This window comes from Streptomyces sp. NPDC003016 (assembly GCF_053591455.1).
Genome location: NZ_JBSFTV010000009.1, coordinates 161,126 through 179,270 on the forward strand (window position 1 = coordinate 161,126; position 18,145 = coordinate 179,270).

The 18,145-nt window shown below is 72.3% G+C and carries 18 protein-coding genes and 1 riboswitch; of the genes, 9 read left to right on the forward strand and 9 right to left on the reverse strand.

Translation table 11 applies throughout. From position 1 onward, the window contains the following. Positions 1 to 62: 62 nt before the first annotated feature. From ACWDZ4_RS10440 to thiO, 5 genes are all read right to left on the reverse strand, one after another. Entirely contained in the window at positions 63 to 938 is an 876-nt protein-coding gene (locus tag ACWDZ4_RS10440; protein WP_451508001.1) for a deoxyribonuclease IV, read from the reverse strand. A 96-nt stretch (positions 939 to 1,034) separates the two neighbouring features. Continuing rightward, on the reverse strand, positions 1,035 to 2,966 hold the full coding sequence (pknB, locus tag ACWDZ4_RS10445) for a Stk1 family PASTA domain-containing Ser/Thr kinase (protein WP_451508002.1): 1,932 nt from the start codon (positions 2,964 to 2,966) through the stop codon (positions 1,035 to 1,037). Between the two features lie 179 nt (positions 2,967 to 3,145). Then, on the reverse strand, positions 3,146 to 3,940 hold the full coding sequence (locus ACWDZ4_RS10450; protein ID WP_093801251.1) for a thiazole synthase: 795 nt from the start codon (positions 3,938 to 3,940) through the stop codon (positions 3,146 to 3,148). Positions 3,941 to 3,943: 3 nt separating this feature from the next. Then, positions 3,944 to 4,144, reverse strand: a complete 201-nt coding sequence (gene thiS / locus ACWDZ4_RS10455) for a sulfur carrier protein ThiS (protein WP_451508003.1) — start codon at positions 4,142 to 4,144, stop codon at positions 3,944 to 3,946. Then, positions 4,141 to 5,334 carry a glycine oxidase ThiO gene (gene thiO, locus ACWDZ4_RS10460; protein ID WP_451508004.1) on the reverse strand — a complete coding sequence of 398 codons (1,194 nt, stop codon included), beginning with the start codon at positions 5,332 to 5,334 and terminating at the stop codon, positions 4,141 to 4,143. Before thiO ends, thiS begins: the two co-directional genes overlap by 4 nt. Next, positions 5,332 to 5,444: riboswitch (TPP riboswitch) on the reverse strand. Its footprint overlaps the gene before it by 3 nt. A 51-nt stretch (positions 5,445 to 5,495) precedes the next feature. On the opposite strand from thiO, the gene ACWDZ4_RS10465 reads away from it, so the two are divergent. The 6 genes from ACWDZ4_RS10465 (at position 5,496) to ACWDZ4_RS10490 (ending at position 10,209) form a co-directional block, all read left to right on the forward strand. Then, positions 5,496 to 5,837, forward strand: coding sequence for a hypothetical protein (locus ACWDZ4_RS10465; protein WP_451508005.1), 342 nt, complete (start codon positions 5,496 to 5,498; stop codon positions 5,835 to 5,837). A gap of 69 nt (positions 5,838 to 5,906) precedes the next feature. Continuing rightward, positions 5,907 to 7,121, forward strand: coding sequence for an NAD(P)/FAD-dependent oxidoreductase (locus ACWDZ4_RS10470; protein WP_451508006.1), 1,215 nt, complete (start codon positions 5,907 to 5,909; stop codon positions 7,119 to 7,121). A gap of 68 nt (positions 7,122 to 7,189) precedes the next feature. Further along, positions 7,190 to 7,555: an Rv2175c family DNA-binding protein gene (locus ACWDZ4_RS10475; RefSeq protein ID WP_451508007.1), complete on the forward strand. Its 366-nt coding sequence runs from the start codon at positions 7,190 to 7,192 to the stop codon at positions 7,553 to 7,555. 77 nt (positions 7,556 to 7,632) lie between these two features. Next, positions 7,633 to 8,310 (forward strand): thiamine phosphate synthase, encoded by a 678-nt coding sequence (gene thiE / locus ACWDZ4_RS10480; protein WP_451508008.1) that lies wholly within the window; start codon positions 7,633 to 7,635, stop codon positions 8,308 to 8,310. Positions 8,311 to 8,428: 118 nt separating this feature from the next. After that, positions 8,429 to 9,346 (forward strand): methylenetetrahydrofolate reductase [NAD(P)H], encoded by a 918-nt coding sequence (metF, locus tag ACWDZ4_RS10485; protein ID WP_451508009.1) that lies wholly within the window; start codon positions 8,429 to 8,431, stop codon positions 9,344 to 9,346. A gap of 50 nt (positions 9,347 to 9,396) precedes the next feature. Then, entirely contained in the window at positions 9,397 to 10,209 is an 813-nt protein-coding gene (locus ACWDZ4_RS10490; RefSeq protein WP_451508010.1) for a hypothetical protein, read from the forward strand. Between the two features lie 19 nt (positions 10,210 to 10,228). Here ACWDZ4_RS10490 and ACWDZ4_RS10495 read toward each other — a convergent pair whose 3' ends face one another. The 4 genes from ACWDZ4_RS10495 to ACWDZ4_RS10510 all read right to left on the reverse strand — a co-directional run bounded on the left by ACWDZ4_RS10495 (position 10,229) and on the right by ACWDZ4_RS10510 (position 15,768). After that, positions 10,229 to 11,737, reverse strand: a complete 1,509-nt coding sequence (locus tag ACWDZ4_RS10495; RefSeq protein WP_451508011.1) for a phytoene desaturase family protein — start codon at positions 11,735 to 11,737, stop codon at positions 10,229 to 10,231. Positions 11,738 to 12,195: 458 nt separating this feature from the next. Further along, positions 12,196 to 12,804, reverse strand: coding sequence for a TetR/AcrR family transcriptional regulator (locus ACWDZ4_RS10500; protein ID WP_093803593.1), 609 nt, complete (start codon positions 12,802 to 12,804; stop codon positions 12,196 to 12,198). Between the two features lie 11 nt (positions 12,805 to 12,815). Continuing rightward, positions 12,816 to 15,011 carry a YhgE/Pip family protein gene (locus ACWDZ4_RS10505; protein ID WP_451508012.1) on the reverse strand — a complete coding sequence of 732 codons (2,196 nt, stop codon included), beginning with the start codon at positions 15,009 to 15,011 and terminating at the stop codon, positions 12,816 to 12,818. Then, positions 14,983 to 15,768: an ATP-binding cassette domain-containing protein gene (locus ACWDZ4_RS10510; protein WP_451508013.1), complete on the reverse strand. Its 786-nt coding sequence runs from the start codon at positions 15,766 to 15,768 to the stop codon at positions 14,983 to 14,985. Before ACWDZ4_RS10510 ends, ACWDZ4_RS10505 begins: the two co-directional genes overlap by 29 nt. A 154-nt stretch (positions 15,769 to 15,922) precedes the next feature. On the opposite strand from ACWDZ4_RS10510, the gene ACWDZ4_RS10515 reads away from it, so the two are divergent. The 3 genes from ACWDZ4_RS10515 (at position 15,923) to ACWDZ4_RS10525 (ending at position 18,014) form a co-directional block, all read left to right on the forward strand. Beyond that, positions 15,923 to 16,459 carry an SAV_6107 family HEPN domain-containing protein gene (locus tag ACWDZ4_RS10515; protein ID WP_451508014.1) on the forward strand — a complete coding sequence of 179 codons (537 nt, stop codon included), beginning with the start codon at positions 15,923 to 15,925 and terminating at the stop codon, positions 16,457 to 16,459. A 103-nt stretch (positions 16,460 to 16,562) separates the two neighbouring features. Next, positions 16,563 to 17,333, forward strand: a complete 771-nt coding sequence (locus tag ACWDZ4_RS10520; protein ID WP_451508015.1) for a methyltransferase — start codon at positions 16,563 to 16,565, stop codon at positions 17,331 to 17,333. 282 nt (positions 17,334 to 17,615) lie between these two features. Further along, on the forward strand, positions 17,616 to 18,014 hold the full coding sequence (locus tag ACWDZ4_RS10525; protein WP_451508016.1) for a DUF3040 domain-containing protein: 399 nt from the start codon (positions 17,616 to 17,618) through the stop codon (positions 18,012 to 18,014). The last annotated feature ends 131 nt before the right edge of the window (positions 18,015 to 18,145 follow it).

An 18,145-nucleotide genomic window follows, 5' to 3' on the forward strand; every position in this document is an offset into this window, starting at 1 on the left:
TTCCTGCCGCAGACAGAACTATATACCCCCCAGGGGTATTCATCGATGAGTTTCGGTGAATCTCATGAGTCGCGCAGCTCCTTCAGTCGCGCCACATCGGCCGCATGGCCCTCCTTGCCGCCCGGCGTCTCGATCGTCAGCGGTACGCCCTCGGTCGCCGGATGCGCGAACAGTTCGCGGAACGGCTCCGAGCCGATGCGGCCGGAGCCGATGTTCTCGTGGCGGTCCTTGTGCGCGCCGACGCCTTCCTTCGAGTCGTTGGCGTGGATCAGCTTGAGCCGGCCCTCGCCGACCGTGTCCACCAGCAGGTCCAGCGTCTGCTTCATTCCGCCGGGCTCCGCGAGATCGTGCCCCGCCGCGTAGATGTGGCAGGTGTCGAGGCAGACGCCCAGCTTGGGGTGCGCGTCGAGCGCCTCGAAGTACGGGCCGAAGTCCCAGGTGCGCGAGCACAGGGAGGAGCCCTGCCCCGCCGTCGACTCGAGCAGCAGCAGCGGGTCGTCGTCGTGCGTCAGCTCGTCGAGGAGCGGCAGCAGGTGCGTGCGTACCTGCGCGAGCGCCTCCGAACGCGGCCGGCCGCCGGTCGCCGAGCCGGTGTGCACCACCACGCCCAGCGCGCCGATCTCGCGTCCGCGGCGCAGCGAGTGCCGCAGTGACTCCACGGACTTCTCGGCGGTGGCCTCGGTGTGCGAACCGAAGTTGATCAGGTAGGGGGCATGGACGTACGCCGGTATCCGCTCGGCGGCGCAGGCCGCGCGGAACAGCTCGTCCTGGGCGGGGTTTCCGGTGGGCGTCGCCCAGCCGCGCGGGTTGGCGACGAAGACCTGGACGGCTTCGGCGCCCAGCTCACGGGCGTACGCGAGGCCGTTCGTGGCGAGACCGCCGGCTACGAGTACATGACTGCCGACGGGGTTTCGGGAGGGGAAAGGTGCGTTGCTCATCGGTATCAAGGATGCCAGGACGCCCGTGCGGAGGCCGGTACGAAGCCGGTGCGAGGGGCCGCCGTCCGGCCGGCGGCCCCTCGCACCGGCGGACTCCTACAGGCCCTTGGTCCTGATCGTGATCGTGCTGCCCTCCGGAGCCTCGTCGCCCTCCTCGACCGACTGGCTCGCGATCTTGTCGCTGAAGGAGAGGAAGGGGCGGTCCACCTCCACCTCGAAGCCCGCCTCCCGGAGCGTGCGCTTGGCGTCGTCGACGTCGTCACCGACCACATCGGGCACGGAAATCATGCGCGGCCCCTTGGACACTGTCAGCGTGACGGTGTCCCCCTCGGCGAGCCGGTCGCCCTCGGCCGCGGACTGCCTGACGACCGATCCCGCCTCCTCCCGGGAGGTGACGCGTCCGGGCGCGACCTTCACGGTGAGCCCGGCCTCCTCCAGTTCGGAGGTGGCGTCCTCCACGCTCTCGCCGGTCACGTCGGGCACCTCCACGGGGGCGCCCTTGCTGACGACGAGGGCGATCGCGGAGTCCGGGTGCCGCTCGGTGCCGGCGCGCGGGGTCGTACTGACGACGGAGCCCTGCGGGACGCCCTCGCTGAACGTCCTGGTGACGATGCCGGGGGCCAGGCCGGCCTTCTTGATCTTGTCCCTGGCCTCGGCCAGCGGCAGCCGTCCGACGTCGGGGACCTTCACGGTTTCCGGGCCGCGCGAGACGACCAGCGTGACGGAGCCGTTGTCACGGATACGGGCACGGGAGGCGGGGTCGCTCTTCATGACCGTGCCGCGGTCGTACGCCTCGCTGTACTCGCGCCGCACCTCCTTCACTTCGAGACCGGCGGCGGAGAGCCGCTCGGCGGCCTCCTTCTGCGTCTGGCCGAGGAGGGAAGGGACGTGGGTGAACTGTCCGGAGTTGATGTACCAGACGCCGGCGCCGACTCCGAGGACGAGCAGGACGGCGGTCACGGCCGCGAGCACGCCACGCCTGGGCGCGACGGCGCGCCTGGAGGGCACCGCCGCCGGTTGCGGCGGAGGCATCCGGAGCCGGCTGGTGCGGTTGAGGGGCTCGTCACCGTTGCCGCCGTTGCCGCCGGGGGCCACGATCGCGCGCGGAATGACGCTCGTACGGTCCTCGGCGCCGTCGTGCGCCTGGGCGCGGGCCTGCGGCGGCACCGCGTCGAGCTGCTCGTCGCTGAGCGCGGCGCGTGCCTCCCTGGCCTGTGCGAGGAGCGCCACGGCGTCGTACGGACGGATCTCCGGATCGCGCGCGGTGGCGCCCGCGACCAGCTCGTCCAGAACGGCCGCGAGCCCGGGAACGGCGGCGGACGGAGCGGGCACGTCCTCGTGGAGGTGCCGGTAGAGAACCTGCGCGGGGGTGCTGCCGGAGTGCGGTTTGGCGCCGGTCAGCATCTCGTACAGCACGACGCCGCAGGCGTAGACGTCGGCACGGGTGTCGGCCGTGCCGTGCTCTATCTGCTCGGGCGCGAGGTACGACACGGTGCCGAGGACCGATCCGGTGGTGCTGGTGACGGTGTCCACGGCCCGTACGAGACCGAAGTCGGCGACCTTGACCCGGCCGTCGTCCCCGATCAGGACGTTCTCCGGCTTCATGTCCCGGTGCACGAAGCCGGCGCGGTGCGCGGCCCCGAGCGCGGCCAGCACCGGCTCCAGGATGTCGAGGGCGGCACGGGGCTGGAGAGCGCCGCGCTCGCGCAGTACGTCGCGCAGGGTGCACCCGGCGACGTACTCCATGGCGAGGTAGACGTACTCCCCGGACGTTCCCTGGTCGAAGACGCCGACCACGTTCGGGTGCGCGAGCCGGGCGACCGACTTCGCCTCCCGGATGAACCGGTCCACGAAGGAGCCGTCGGCGGCGAGGGCGGGGTGCATCACCTTGAGGGCGAGCACCCGGTCGAGACGGGTGTCGACGGCCCGGTAGACCGTGGCCATGCCGCCGACGGCGATGCGCGCATCGACGCGGTAGCGGCCGTCGAGCACGTGCCCGACGAGCGGGTCCTGAAGGGTCGTATCCACGGGGCGAGTCTACGAGCCGCCGCTGACACGTCCTGCGGGTGCGGGTTCCGGGGGCGGCATTGCAGCGGAGCTGTGACGCGGGGGCGGGCGTCGGCGCCTGCGGCGGGCCTTCTCCCGCGCTGGGGCTCGCCCCGGTTCGGGAAGGGGCGGGGGGAAGCCCCGCACAGCGGCCGGCCAGGTCAGAACGCCGGGCGTTCCGGGTCCAGCACCGCCCGCCCCGCCACCGGCGACGACGCCTCCGCGAAATGGCGCCGGGGAATCCGCCCGGCCCGGTACGCCAGCCGTCCCGCCTCCACCCCGTGCCGCATCGCCTCGGCCATCAGCACCGGCTCCTGCGCCCGCGTCACCGCCGACGCCAGCATCACCGCCGCGCACCCCAGCTCCATCGCCAGCGCCGCGTCCGACGCCGTACCCGCCCCCGCGTCCAGCACGACCGGCACGCGCGCGTGCTCCACGATCAGCTGGAAATTGTGCGGGTTGCGGATGCCGAGCCCCGATCCGATCGGCGACCCCAGCGGCATGATCGCCGCACACCCCACGTCCTCCAGCTTCCGCGCCAGCACAGGATCGTCGTTCGTGTAGGGCAGGACGGTGAAACCGTCGTCCACCAGCGTCTCCGCCGCGTCCAGCAGCTCGATCGGATCGGGCAGCAGCGTCCGCTCGTCGGCGACGACCTCCAGCTTCACCCAGTCCGTACCCAGCGCCTCCCGCGCGAGGCGCGCCGTCAGCACGGCCTCGCCCGCCGTGAAACACCCCGCAGTGTTCGGCAGCACCCGGATGCCCAGCTTCTCCAGTACGGAAAGCACCGATCCCTGGACGGTCGGGTCCAGCCGCCGCATCGCGACGGTCGTCAGCTCGGTCCCGGACGCGACGAGAGAGCGTTCCAGTACGTCGAGACTCGGCGCCCCGCCCGTCCCCATGATCAGCCGTGAGGAGAACGTGGTGTCGCCGATGGTCAGAAGGTCGTCGGCCATGGTTCAGCCTCCCTGGACTGCGGTGAGGACTTCGATGCGGTCGCCGTCGCCGAGCACGGTGACATCCCACTGCCCGCGCGGCACGACGGTTTCGTTGAGGGCGGCGGCGACCCCCGAAGGGGCCCGGGTGAGGGCCGCGACGAGCGCGCCCAGCGTCGTACCGGCGTCGACCTCGCGGTTCTCGCCGTTCACGGAGATGGTCATGCGGGCTGCTCCTGCGGTACGGAGACGGGGGAGGAGGGGGGAGCGGCAGAGGCCGGGGCGAAACGCAGCGGACTGAACGGACGCGCCTCGTCCGGCAGCTCCCCACCGGCCAGTACAGCGGCCATCGCATCGCCTGTCACCGGTGTGAGCAGCACCCCGTTGCGGTAGTGCCCGGTGGCCAGGTGCAGCCCCTCCAGCGCGGTCGGCCCGAGCAGCGGCGCGTTGTCCGGGGAGCCGGGCCGCAGCCCCGCGCGGGTCTCCGTCAGCGGGAGTTCGGTGATGCCCGGCATCAGCTCGTGCGCGTCGCGCAGCAGTTCGTACACCCCGCCCGCCGTGACCGTCGTGTCCCAGCCGAGCTCCTCGCTGGTCGCTCCGACGACCAGTTCGCCGTTCTCGCGCGGCACGAGGTAGACGTGGCTGCCCCGCACCACGGCACGCACCGTCCGGCTCAGGAAGGGCGCGTACGCCCGCGGCACGGACAGCCGCAGCACCTGCCCCTTCACGGGCCGTACCGGCGGCAGCACCTCCTGCGGTACGCCCGCCAGCCGGCCGCTGAGGCTTCCGGCCGCCAGTACGACCTGGCCGGCGGTGAGCTCCGTCCCGTCCGCCAGCACGGCGCCGGCGGCCCGCTCCCGTACGACACGGAGCCGGTCGGTCCAGCCGCGGTGGAAGACCACTCCGGCCCGCTCACAGGCCGTCAGAAGGGCTGCGGCCAACCGTCTCGGGTCGACCTGGTGGTCACCGTCGACCCGCAGGCCCCCGCGCACGCCCGGCGCGAGCATCGGCTCCAGGCGGCGGCACTCGCGCCCCGTGAGCCACTCCGACGCGAGCCCGGAGCGGCGTTGCAGGGCATGGAGTTCACGCAGATGGGCGCGGTCGTCCGTGTCGAGCGCGACGGCGAGCGTGCCGCAGGGGCGGTAGCCGGTGGCCTGTCCGCTCGCCGCCTCCAGCTCGGCGACGAACGCGGGATAGCGCTCGGCGGACACGAGATTGAGGCCGAGGAGCGTCTGCTCCCCGTAGTGGAGTTCGGTGACGGCGGCGAGCATTCCGGCCGCGACCTGCGCGGCCCCGCCGCCCGGCTGCGGATCGGCGACGGCGACGCGCAGCCCGCGCTGCGCCGCCCGCCAGGCCGTGACCAGGCCGATGATTCCGCCCCCGACGACGAGGACGTCTGACGATGTACGCGGCATGGGCGTCCAGCCCCTCCCTTCGCCGGCATGACCCGGATCAGGTTCGTACGGTCGGAGGCCGCCCAGCCTCCCTCTCAGCCCGGTACGTCCGGGCTCCCGCGAGTGCTTTACGGTGGCCACCCTAACGCCAGGCCCCGACGCGCTGTAAGGGAGCGACTCCTGTGGCCCGCTCGCTCGACGGACTCGTCCTCTCGCCGGTCGCCGACCAGGCCCCCGGCCAGGTCGGGACACGGACCCGGTTCACGTACCACGAGGAGGACGGCCGGATCTGGGCCGAGTACGCGGGCGGCGACGTCGTACGGGGCCATCTCGTCGGCACCCGCGAGGGCGACGCGCTGGACTTCCGTTACGTACAGCTGAAGCAGGACGGCACGACCTCGTCGGGGCACTGCGCGTCCACCGTCACCGACCTCCCCGACGGGCGCGTGCGGCTGGAGGAGACCTGGGCCTGGGAGTCCCAGGAGGGCAGTGGGACGAGCGTCGTCGAGCAACTGCCCCTGTGACGCTGTGCCGGAGCTCTTCCTCCGGGGTCCCGACGAGGGCGGCGGGGCGCGCCGTCCTACAGTGACCGGGTGAGCGAGCAGAGGCAGACAGAGCGGCGCGTCGTCATCGTCGGCGCGGGAATGGCCGGTGTCCAGACCGCGGTGTCCCTGCGCGAGCAGGGCTGGACCGGTTCCGTCACGCTGATCGGCGCCGAGCCGCACCAGCCGTACGACAGGCCGCCGCTGTCCAAGGCGGTGCTGCTCGGCCACGCCGAGGAGTCGGCCTTCGACGTCGACTTCGAGGCGCTCGGCATCGAGCTCCACCTGGGGCGCGAAGTGACGGGCGTGCGCCCCGGGGCGCACGAGATCGACACGCCCTCGGGCCCCGTTCCGTACGACGTGCTGGTCGTCGCCACCGGGGCGCTGCCCCTCGTACTGCCCGGCAGCGAGGGCGTACCCGGAGTGCACCTCCTGCGCACCCTCGACGACGCCGCGCGGCTGCGGCCCGTGCTCGGCCGGCAGCACGACATCGTGGTCGTCGGGGCGGGCTGGATCGGCGCGGAGTTCGCCACGGCCGCCCGCGGGGCGGGCTGCGCGGTGACCGTCGTCGAGGCGGCGGACCGGCCGCTCGCGGGCACCCTGCCCGCCGAGGTCGCGGCCCCGATGGCCGCCTGGTACGCCGAGAGCGGTGCCGAACTCCTCACCGGCGCGCGCGTCGCGCACATCGAGCCCGGCACGGTCGTCCTCGCCGACGGCCGTCGGCTCGCGGCCGGCGCGGTGGTCGTCGGCATCGGCGCCAGACCCGCGACAGCCTGGCTCGCGGGCTCGGGGATCGAGCTCGGCCCGGACGGATCCGTCACCGCCGACGCCCGCCTGCGCACCTCGCTCCCCGATGTGTACGCGGTCGGGGACTGCGCCTCCTTCCCCTCCGTCCGCTACGGCGAACGCCTGCTCGTCCACCACTGGGACAACGCGCTCCAGGGCCCGCACACGGTCGCGGCGGACATCCTCGGCGAGACGCCGCGGGACTACGACCCCGTCCCGTACTTCTGGTCCGAGCAGTTCGGCCGCTTCGTGCAGTACGCGGGCCACCACGCCCACGCCGACACGACGGTGTGGCGCGGCGACCCGGCCGACGCCGACTGGTCGGTGTGCTGGCTGCGGCAGGGAGCGCTGGTCGCGCTGCTCACCGTGGCCCGGCCGCGCGATCTCGCGCAGGGGCGCAGGCTCATCGCGGCGGGTGTCCCGCTGGACCCGGACCGGGTCGCCGATCCGTCCGTCCCGCTCAAGAGCACCACCCTTTAGGCCGGTAGTCGGGGCCGCACGGCAGGCCCCGACTACCGACTGTCAGTCCCAGATGGCACGCTTGTCCCGTGACCGAGATTGACGCAAAGATCGATGCTCTCGTCCCTGCCTGGTTCAACCTCCCCGACATCGCGGAAAAGCTCGATGTCGAGGTGACGCGCGTCCGGCAGCTGGTCAAAGAAGGCCAGCTGATCGCCGTACGCCGCGGAGAGAACCGGGTGCTTCAGGTGCCTTCCGCCTTCATCGACGGCGACAAGGTGGTCAAGGGTCTCGCCGGGACCCTGACCCTCCTGAGGGACGACGGCTTCTCCGACGAAGAGATGCTCGAGTGGCTCTTCACCCCCGACCCGACCCTGCCCGGCACCCCCGCGCAGGCGCTGAGTGAGAATCGCGGCACGGAGGTGAAGCGGCGCGCCCAGGCGCTCGCCGTCTGATCACTGACGACACAACCGCACGCGGTGCACGGGCCTTCGCCGGCCTGTGCACCGCCCGCCCACGGGGGGACACCACCATGCCTACGTCCACGTCCACGGAGATTTCCACGACGGCGCGCGAGCAGCTCGCCGGTGCCCGGCTGTACCTGTGCACGGACGCGCGCAAGCGCCAGGGCGACCTCCCGGAGTTCCTGGACGCCGTCCTGTCCTCCGGCGTGGACATCGTGCAGCTGCGCGACAAGGGCATGGAGGCCGCCGAGGAGCTGGAGCACCTCCAGGTCTTCGACGACGCCTGCCGCAGGCACGGCAAGCTGCTCGCCGTGAACGACCGGGCCGACGTGGCCCACGCCGTCGGCGCCGGTGTGCTGCACCTGGGACAGGGCGACCTGCCGGTCCCGGCCGCGCGCGCGATCCTCGGCGCCGACGTCCTCGTCGGCCGTTCCACGCACGGCGAGTCCGAGGTGGACGCGGCCGTCGCGGAGCCCGGCGTGGACTACTTCTGCACGGGGCCCTGCTGGCCCACCCCCACCAAGCCCGGCCGGTACGCCCCGGGCCTCGGCCTCGTCCGGTACGCCGCCGGGCTGCGCCAGGACCGCCCGTGGTTCGCGATCGGCGGCATCGACGCGGGCAACCTCGACGAGGTGCTGGACGCGGGTGCCCGCGGGGTCGTGGTCGTACGGGCGATCACCGAGGCCGACGATCCGGCGGCCGCCGCGGCGGAGCTCGCCAAGAGGGTCAGGGCGTACGCCGCGTAACCGCCCATGGCCGTTCACGGCTGTCCACGGCTGTCCACGGAGTGGACAACAATCCGGCAATACGGATAAAAAGCCCGCTCTGGTTGGGGCATCGCCGAGCCCTGGTTAACCTGCGGACATGGCCCTTGGCACAGCTTCGACCAGGACGGATCACGCACCTACTGTGCGTGATCTGCTCGCGACCGGCAAAACTTCGTATTCGTTCGAGTTCTTCGCCCCCAGGACCGAAAAGGGGGAGCGGAGTCTCTGGAACGCGCTGCGCCGGGTCGAGGCGGTGGCCCCCAGCTTTGTCTCCGTGACCTACGGGGCCGGAGGGTCCACCCGTGCCGGCACGGTCGGCGCCACCCAGCAGATCGCCGCCGACTCCACGCTCACCCCGGTCGCGCACCTCACCGCGGTGGACCACTCCGTCGCCGAACTGCGCAACATGGTCGGGCAGTACGCGGACGCCGGGATCCGGAACATCCTCGCCGTGCGCGGAGACCCGCCCGGCGACCCGATGGGCGAGTGGATCGAGCACCCGCAGGGCGTGCGGTACGCCGCCGAGCTCGTCCGGCTCATCAAGGAGTCCGGCGACTTCTGCGTGGGCGTCGCGGCCTTCCCCGAGATGCACCCGCGCTCGACCGACTGGGACACCGACATCCGGCACTTCGTGGACAAGTGCCGCGCGGGCGCAGATTACGCGATTACCCAGATGTTCTTCGATCCGGAGAGTTATTTGCGGATGCGCGACCGGGTCCAGGCAGCCGGCTGCGAGACCCCGATCATCCCCGAGGTCATGCCTCTCACCAGCGTCAAGCAGCTGGAGCGGTTTCCGCAGCTCAGCAACGCCACGCTTCCGGCGGAGCTGAAAGAGCGGATCCTCGCCGTCAAGGACGATCCCGCGGCTGTACGCTCCATTGGCATCGACTTCGCCACGGAGTTCTGCGCGAGGCTGCTCTCCGAAGGTGTGCCCGGATTGCACTTCATCACGCTCAACAACTCCACGGCGACGCTCGAAATCTACGAGAATCTCGGACTGCACGCGCAGTCGTGACCGGCCGTACCCGCCCTCCTCCGCGGTGACGGCCGCAGGAGGGGGCGGGCATGGGCGGCTGGACGGTCCTCTACATCGCATTCGGAATCGTCGCGCTGTGGCTGCTCGGCGAGGTGCTGCTGCAGTACAAGGCGCGGCTGAGGTGGCGGCTGCTGGCCTTCACCGGCTTCATGGGCGTGGTCCTCGGTGTGCTGCTGCCCTCCGTGTTCGTGATCGTGGGCGGTGCCGTCGCGTTCGCCATCGGCCAGACGTACGTCACGCTCTCGTTCCGCCGCGGCTTCTCGACGGGCTGGGCGATCGGCGGCAGGCCCGGTGAGAACCGCCGCCGCAAGCGCGGTGTGCGGGCCGTCGAGCAGGAGCCGACGCTGCAGGTGTCGGACCTCGAGTACGAGCCGGCCGTCCCGGCGGAACCGGTGTACGCACCGGTGGAGCCCCTCCCGGACGAGACCGGGCAGTACGGCGTGTACGACGTGGCGGCGTACGCGGCACAGCAGCCCCGGAGCGACGGCTTCGGCGCCGGGTACGGCGTGTACGACTCCCACTCCGGCCACGACCAGCCGGGCCAGGACACCTACGCCGGTCAGGACACCTACGCCGGTCAGGACACTTACGCCGGTCAGGACACCTACGCCGGTCAGTACGACTACGCCTCGGGCCCGCACCAGTACGCCGCGTACTCCGACCCGTACATCGGCACCCAGCCGTACGGCGGCCAGGAGTACGGCAACGAGACGCCGCCCGGCGGTGTCTGGGTCCCGCAGCAGCGCGACGGCGAGCAGCCCTTCGGGAGCCCGCAGCCGGCCCAGGAGCCGTACCAGAGCGGCTACGACACCACCGGCCACAACGAGCAGTACCGCTACTGACCGCCTGCTGCCCGGCTTGCTACTGCGAGCCGCGGAAGCCGTCGCCCTCGACGACGAGGCCCGCGACGAGCGCCCCGGACATTCCGGCATGCGCGAGCCCGCCCCCGGGGTGCGCCCAGCCCCCGGCCAGCAGCAGACCGGGCAGCCGGGTGGTGTTGGCCGCGTGCAGATGGCGGCCCCCGGCCCCCGCCAGCGCGGGCGGCGGCACCGCACCTCCCACGGCGCCGGTCGCGGCCACGGTGTCCGCCGGGGTGCGGACCTCGCGCCACAGCAACCGCTCCCGCAGGTCCGGCACGGCCGGGAGCGCGGCCTCGACCACCTCGTCGGCGTACCGCGCGACGAGCGCTTCGTCCGTCCAGTCGACCGGCCCGTGCGCCGCCACGGTCGCCGTGAGTGTGACCGCCTCGTGGGCGTCGTCAGGGCGCGTCAGCGGGTCGTCGGGCCGCAGCACGGTGACGGTGGGACGCTCGGCGTGCTCACCGCGGAACGCCGCGGACGCCTCCGCACCGGCGTCGGGGGAGTGGACCACCGTCCGGTGGACCGTGCCGTCCGGGCGGCCGCCGCGCAGCGCGAGGAACACCGTGAACCGGCCCGGGGCCCCGGGCCCCGGCTCCACGTCACCCGGCGCCCACACCTGGCGCCCCGGCGTCATCCCGGCGAGGGCGCGGGGGTCCGCGCCGAAGACCACCGAGTCCGCTTCGACGACCGTGCCGTCCGCCAGCTCCACGCCCGCCGCGCGGCCGTCCTTCTCCGTGACCGCGACCACCTCGGCGCCGAAGGCGAACTCCACCTTCCGGGCGAGACACCGCTCGTACAGCGCCCGCGCTAGCTCCCGCATCCCGCCGCGCACGTACCAGCTGCCGAAGGTCTGCTCCATGTACGGCAGCACGGCCGCCGCCGCGGGCGCGCTGCGCGGATCGAGCCCGTACGCCAGGGCGTAGCTGTCCAGCAGGGCCGCCAGCCGGGGCTCCGCCAGCTCCCACGCCCCGATCTCCCCGACCGTGGCCGCCTGCTGGTCGCGCCGCAGCACCCTGCGCCGGCGCACCGACGGATACGGATCGCGGCCGAGCACCTGCCAGTCCGGCCGCAGCGGTTCTTCGAGCAGCGGCCGTCTGGTCCTGTCCCACGCGTCACGGGCGCGGTTCAGGAAGTCGCCCCAGCGCTCACCGGCCCCCGCGCCGAGCGCGGCGTCCAGCGCGGAGACGACCTGGGCGCGCGAGGCGCTGGGCAGCGAGACGTCCGTACCGTCGTCGAAGAGGTGCCGGCTCGCGGGGTCCACGGGCGTGAGCGCGACGCACCGCTCCAGGGGCTCCTTGCCGGTCTTGACGAACAGGTCCCGGTAGACGGCGGGCAGGTGCAGCAGCCCGGGCCCCGTGTCGAAGACGAAGCCGTCCCGCTCGAACCTGCCCAGCGCGCCGCCGTACGTCGCCGCGCGCTCGTACACCGCCACGCGGTGGCCCGCGACGGCCAGCCGGGCGGCGGACGCCATCGCGCCCATCCCGGAGCCGATCACCACAATCCGTGCCATGCCAGGGACTGTATCGGCCACCACTGACAACCCGTTCAGGAGCCCGCGAGGGGGCGGAAGGGACGGAGAGGACGGGGGCGGAGAGGACGGAGGGGGAGTGAGGGGAGGGGAAGCGGGGGGAGTACGAACGCACACGGACGTGATCGGGACCAGCCGTCACCGGGCCGCACCGGGGTCGAGCGCGCAGACCTGAGTATCCGTACCTAGTGCGGGAGATGAGTAGCTGCGCGGATGGGCTCCGACCTGCGCAGACGGAAGAGTGGGGACCACGGAAGGGGCGCAGCGCCGACACCGCCGACACGGGGCGGCGGAGGCGGCGCGGCTCCCCTGACGAAGCGGGGGTGCACACGGGGGCCGGGGGATCCGCGGGGGACTCACGGGGGAGTACGGGGAAACGCCGGTCCGGCGAGGCTCGGGGGGATCGAGCCTCGCCGGACCGGCGCTGTCACTGCCGTGCGCTAGTGGCCGCTCACCCGGCCGCGCAGCAGCAGTGACAGCGCCGAGTGGACGTCGTCGATCGTCCGCTCCCGCTGGAACGCCTGCCAGTCGAGCGCCGCCACCAGCACCATGCCGACCAGCGCGGCCGCCGTCAGCGGAATGTCGATCTCCTTGCTGAGCTCGCCGTTGGCGACGCCGTCGCGCAGCACCGTCTCGACGACGGCGACGGCTTCCTGCCGTACGACCAGGAGCGTCGACTGCCAGGCCCTGTTGGTGCGCCACAGTTCAGCGACGTACAGCTGGGTGAAGGCCGGATAGCGGTCGATGAAGCCCAGACCGGCCCTGATCATCGCGTCGAGGGCCTCCACCTTGGTGCCCCCGCGTTCCGCCGTCTCGTCGGCCGCCGCCTGGAGGGAGGCGGTGAGCAGTCCGACGCCGTGCCGCAGCAGCTCTTCGAAGAGCTCCGTCTTGCTCTTGAAGTTGTAGTAGACCGTGCCCTTGGCGACCCCGGCGCGCTCGGCGATCTCGTCCACCGTCGTCGAGGAGAAACCCTGCTCCGCGATGAGGGTGACGGCTGCCTCGTAGAGCTTCTGCCGGGTGACCTCGCGGCGCGTTCTGCTGCTTTCCATGGACACGATTCTCACAGGCTGAGCTCCGGGTGGAGACGGTCGACCGTCCACACCTGCTTGCGCCGGGCGGAGACGGCCGTCAGCGCCAGCGCTCCCACCGTGAAGGCGAGCAGCACCAGGCTGCCCGTCCAGACCGGTTCCAGGCCGCCGCCCGTGATCAGCCGGCGCAGGCCCTCCACGACGTAGGTCATCGGCAGGAAGGGGTGGATGGCGTTGAAGAAGTCCGGACTGGTCTGTACGGGGTAGGTGCCGCCCGCCGAGGTCAGCTGGAGCATCAGCACGGCGAGGACCAGGATGCGGCCCGCCGCGCCGAACCGGGCGTTGAGCCACTGCACGACCGCCGCGAAGCAGCCCGTCACGAGGACCAGGAAACCGGCCGTTCCCGCGACGCGCGCCAACTGCAGCCCGAGACCCCAGTGGAGTACGGACATCAGAGCGGCACTCTGCAGCGCCCCGAGCGCGGCCACCGGCAGCCAGCCCGCGAGGGCGGTCCGCCAGGCCGAGGCCCCCGCCGCGAGGGCACGGCGGTTGAGCGGCTGGATCAGCATGTACGCCACCATCGCGCCGACCCACAGGGACAGCGGGATGAAGTACGGGGCGAATCCGGTGCCGTAGTTGGGCGCCTTGTGCATCGACTGGGAGGCGAGCTGGACCGGGTCGGCCATCACCTGGGTGCGCCGGTCGCGGTTCTTCTCGTCGTAGTCGGGGATCTGGCCGACGCCCTTGTGCAGGCCGGTGGCGAGCTCGCCGGAACCGTCGGCGAGCTTGACGAGGCCGCCGTTCAGCTCCCCGGCGCCGGACTTGAGCCTGCCGATGCCGCTGTCCAGGTCGGTGGCGCCGGACTTGAGCCTGCCGATGCCGCTGTCCAGGTCGGTGGCGCCGCTCTTCGCGGTGGCCAGGCCGGTGTCGAGGTCGGCGGCGCCCCGGGCCACTTTCCTGGCGCCGGCGTTGAGCGCGTTGACCTCGCTGACGGCGTTGCCCAGGTCCTCGTCGAGGTGGGGGGCGCGCGCCGAGAGCTTGCGCGCCTGCTGCTGGAGTTCGGCCAGGTGCTTGTCCAGCCGCGTCAGGTCACCACGCTGGTCCTTGACCAGGTCGTTGACGTCCGCGGAGATGAGAGCCGCGTCCGCGGCGGCCTTGTCGGCCTTCTTCAGCTGCGGACAGGCGGAGCCGGCGAGCGGCTGGTCCACCTGGTCCGCCCGGTCCGCCTGGTTCACACAGAGCGCCTGGTAGACGGTGTGCAGGTCGTCGGCGGCCACGCGGGCCTCCTCGGCCGCACCGGGCGCGTCCTTCACGAGCTCGCCGAGATTGTCGCGTACCACCCGGGTGCCGTCGGCGACGAGCTTCGCCGTGTCCCCGACCGTCCTGCCGTTGTCCTTGAGATACGGGCGGACGGTTCCCGCGATGCCGTTGACCGTGTCGGCGAGCTTCTGGGTGCCGTTCGCCACCTGCTGCGAGCCGCTCTTCAGGTCGCCCGATCCCTTGTGCAGCTTCTTCAGTCCGCCGGACAGGTCGCCGCTGCCCTTCTTGGCGTCCCTCAGACCGTCCGCGAGATCCTTCGAGCCGGCCTTGGCCGTGTCGAGGCCCCCCTTGAGATCGTCGGAGCCCTTCTTCGCCTTTCCGATGCCGCCCTTGATGCCGTCGGCACCCTCGGCCGCCTTCTGTGTGGCGTCATGGATGTCGGAGAAGGAGATGAAGATCTTGTCGAGGAACGAACGGGAGGCGTTCTTCGAAGCGGCGGTGCGCACCTCGGAGAAGACCGTTCGCGAGATCTGCCCGACGATGTAGTTGTTCGCGTCGTTGGTGCGCACCTGAAGGGCGCTCGTCTCGGGAACGTCGCCCGAGCTGGACGCGATCCGTTCGCTGAAGTCCGACGGCATGGTCAGGGACAGGTAGTACGCGCCGTCCTCGACACCCCTGCGGGCCTCGGCGGCGCTCACCTCGTGCCACTCGAAGACCTTGCTGTCGTGCAGTTTCCCGGTGAGTTCGTCACCGGCGGCGATCTTCCGGCCGTCGGCGGTGGCGCCCTTGTCGTCGTTGACGAGGGCGACGGGTATCCGGTCGAGCCTGCCGTACGGGTCCCAGAAGGACCACAGGTACAGCGCGCCGTACAGCAGCGGAAGCAGCAGCAGTGCGACGAGCGCGGCGCGCGGCAGCTTCCCCCTGCCGAACCGCTTGAGCTCAAGCACGGCCAGTTTCGGCGAGCGCATCGGCCGCCCCCTCTTCGGTGTCGTCAGAGTTCCCGGTCCCGGTCCTGGTCCCGCTCTCGTCCCCGCTCCCGGAGGTGACCCGCAGGGCGTCGTCGGGCGCCTCACTGCACACCGCGACGACGGTCGTCCCCGCCCGGGCGACGGAGCGCAGCAGCTCCCAGGCCAGAGCGCGTTCGGCGTCCGAGAGCTTGAGGTCCAGGTCGTCCACGGCGAGCAGCCGGGGACGCCCCGTCAGCGCCAGCCCGACGGACAGGCGCAGCGCCTCGAGGCGCTCCAGGTCCCGTACGGACGTACGCGCCCCCTTGGGCAGCGTGTCCAGGTCCAGCCCCGCGGCGTCGAGCGCGGCGTCGACCCTGGCCCGCGCTTCGGCGGCGCGCCCGGCGCGGGGCCGCAGCAGCGCGCGCAGCGACCCGTCGAAGCGGCGCTGGAGGAGCGCGCGCTCCCGCAGGTGTTCGGCGACCGTGAAGGCCGGGTCGAGTTCGCTGACGCCGGTGACCGGTCCCAGCGCGCTCATGCGGCGTACGGCGGCCATCTTCTCCGGCAGCCGTACGCCACCGACCTCCGCGTGGCCCTCGGTGGCGCGCATACGGCCGGTGAGGGCCAGCAGAAGGCAGGTGCGGCCGGAGCCGGACGGCCCTTCGACCGCGATGAGCGTGCCGGGCTCCGCCGCGACGCGCACGTCGCGGAACACCCAGCCGCGCGGGCCCTTCAGTCCGAAGTCCTCCGCCGCCACGGCTGCCCCGTACGGGCTGTCCACAAGCCCTCCCCACTTTTGCACTGACCAGTCAGTGCAAAAAGTATCCCGAACTTACGGTCGAAGCAAAAACGCAGGTCAGCGGCGACTGTCAGTGGTGCCCTTCACGATGGGTACATACGGCTACAGAGCCGTCACGCGACGAAGGAGGTTCGTCATGGCCCGCACGTCCGCAGCCGCCGCACACCGGCGCCGCGCCACCGGCCCTGCCCCCTCATCGGCCGGCCCCGCCGCCGACGTCCACCCGGTGCTGCGCAGGGCCGGTGCCCCGCCCGCCGCTCTCGATCTGCTCGCCCAGGCCCGCGGCGGACTGGACGAGGCCGCCGCCCTCGACATGCCGAACGAGCGGTATGCCACGGCCCACCTCGCCGCCCTGCGCACCGCTGCCGCCGTCCTCGCGGCCCGTGGCCGGCCCGAGCCCACCGCGTCCCGGCGTCAGCGGATCCGCAGCGCCTGGGAGGTCCTCCCGGAGACCGCGCCGGAGCTGGCCGAGTGGAGCGCCCTGTTCGCCTCGGGCGCCGCCCGCCGGGCGCGCGCGGAGGCGGGCATACAGGGGGCGGCGAGCGCCCGCGACGCCGACGATCTGCTGCGCGACGTGACGATGTTCCTGCGCCTGGTCGAGCGGCTGCTCGCGCTCGATCCGGTGCTGCCCCAGCACCGGATCGAGGGAGCGGACCACCCGGACACGGGATGACAGGACCGGTTCCCGGAGGCAATAGGGTGGGCAGGGCGTTCACCGCCCGCACCGTTCACCGCCCCGCCGCCCGCGGCGGCACCGCGCCGAGGAGTCAACTGCCGTGTCGGACCCGATGCGCCCCCGCGCCTCCCTCCGTACCGCCGTGGTCTGGGAGGTCCTCAAGGACGCTCTCGACCACAAGGTCAAGGCGACCGGGAGCGATGCCCTGGACGTTCTCGACACCGGCGGCGGCACGGGCAACTTCGCGGTGCCCGTCGCCCGCCTCGGCCACCGCGTCACCGTCGTGGACCCCAGCCCCAACGCGCTGTTCGCGCTGGAGCGCCGGGCCGCGGAGGCCGGTGTGGCCGACCGCGTGCGCGGCGTGCAGGGCGACATCCACGGTCTCTTCGACGTCGTCGACCGCGGCGGCCACGACGTGGTCCTGTGCCACGGCGTCCTGGAATACGTCGACGACCCGGCCGAGGGCGTGCGCAACGCCGTCGACGCGCTCCGCCCCTCCGGCGTCCTCAGCCTGCTCGCCGCCGGCCTCGGCGGCGCCGTTCTGGCCCGGGCCCTGGCCGGTCACTTCACCGAGGCCAGGCAGGCCCTCACCGACCCGGCGGGCCGCTGGGGCGAGGGCGATCCCGTACCGCGGCGCTTCACCGCTGAGCAGCTCACCGGACTGGTCGGCGCGGCCGGTGTCGAGGTCGGTGCCGTCCACGGCGTACGGGTCTTCGCCGATCTCGTACCCGGCGCCCTGGTGGACACCGAGCCCGGCGCCCTGGACGCCCTGCTCAGGCTGGAGGCCGCGGCCGCCGAGCTGCCCGCCTTCCACTCCGTCGCGAGCCAGCTGCACGTCCTGGGACTGAAGCAGGAGCCCGGCGACGGCTGAGGAACCGTTCTGCGAGGTGCGAAAAGCGGCTGATCAGCAACGCAGTGGCACATGGAGTCCGCCACAGGCCCCCCGATCGGCCGCCTGGCCCCGTATGATCGGAGGACACCGTGCGCATGGCGGATCGGGCCATGGGGAATGTACTCCTCGGGCAATCGAAACGGCGTGGCGGCCCGGATTGTGAATTGGCGTAGAGGGCGGGTTTCACGGGGGCGATTCCCTGCCTATTCTGAAAGGGCCGCAAACGGTCGCCCCCCGCGACCGACGAGTAGGAGGACTCCCGTGCCGCTCTCGGAGCACGAGCAGCGAATGCTCGAGCAGATGGAGCGAGCGCTGTACGCCGAAGATCCCAAGTTCGCGACAGCGCTTGAGGGAAGCGGGCTGCGTACGTACACCCGACGACGGGTCTACCAGGCAGTCGCAGGCTTTCTGGTGGGTATCGCGCTCCTCATGGCCGGAATGGTCGCACAGCAGATCTGGGTCAGCGTGGTGGGCTTCCTTGTGATGCTCGGCTGCGCGGTGCTCGCGGTTACCGGCTGGCGCAAGGCCCCGAAACCGGGTGAGCAACCGGCTTCCGACACCGGCCCGGCCGCTCGCAGCCGGCCCCGGCCGCGACGGTCGGTCATGGACCGCATCGAGCAGCGGTGGCAGCGCCGCCGTGAAGAGGGCCAAGGCCACTGAGACAGGTCGCTGAGCACCGGCCGCGCGCGTATCGACCGCGTCCGATCCTCACCGACCGCATCCGACACTTGCTGTACGAGTGAGGGGTGACCGCCTCCGGGCGGTCACCCCTCACTCGTTCCGTACCGGTA

Bases quoted from the DNA above. Each gene is read 5' to 3' on its own strand.
- ACWDZ4_RS10440 (WP_451508001.1), bottom strand. From the start codon at position 938: ATGAGCAACGCACCTTTCCCCTCCCGAAACCCCGTCGGCAGTCATGTA.
- ACWDZ4_RS10450 (WP_093801251.1), bottom strand. From the start codon at position 3,940: ATGGCCGACGACCTTCTGACCATCGGCGACACCACGTTCTCCTCACGG.
- thiS (WP_451508003.1), bottom strand. From the start codon at position 4,144: ATGACCATCTCCGTGAACGGCGAGAACCGCGAGGTCGACGCCGGTACG.
- thiO (WP_451508004.1), bottom strand. From the start codon at position 5,334: ATGCCGCGTACATCGTCAGACGTCCTCGTCGTCGGGGGCGGAATCATC.
- thiE (WP_451508008.1), top strand. From the start codon at position 7,633: ATGCCTACGTCCACGTCCACGGAGATTTCCACGACGGCGCGCGAGCAG.
- metF (WP_451508009.1), top strand. From the start codon at position 8,429: ATGGCCCTTGGCACAGCTTCGACCAGGACGGATCACGCACCTACTGTG.
- ACWDZ4_RS10490 (WP_451508010.1), top strand. From the start codon at position 9,397: ATGGGCGGCTGGACGGTCCTCTACATCGCATTCGGAATCGTCGCGCTG.
- ACWDZ4_RS10495 (WP_451508011.1), bottom strand. From the start codon at position 11,737: ATGGCACGGATTGTGGTGATCGGCTCCGGGATGGGCGCGATGGCGTCC.
- ACWDZ4_RS10500 (WP_093803593.1), bottom strand. From the start codon at position 12,804: ATGGAAAGCAGCAGAACGCGCCGCGAGGTCACCCGGCAGAAGCTCTAC.
- ACWDZ4_RS10505 (WP_451508012.1), bottom strand. From the start codon at position 15,011: ATGCGCTCGCCGAAACTGGCCGTGCTTGAGCTCAAGCGGTTCGGCAGG.
- ACWDZ4_RS10515 (WP_451508014.1), top strand. From the start codon at position 15,923: ATGGCCCGCACGTCCGCAGCCGCCGCACACCGGCGCCGCGCCACCGGC.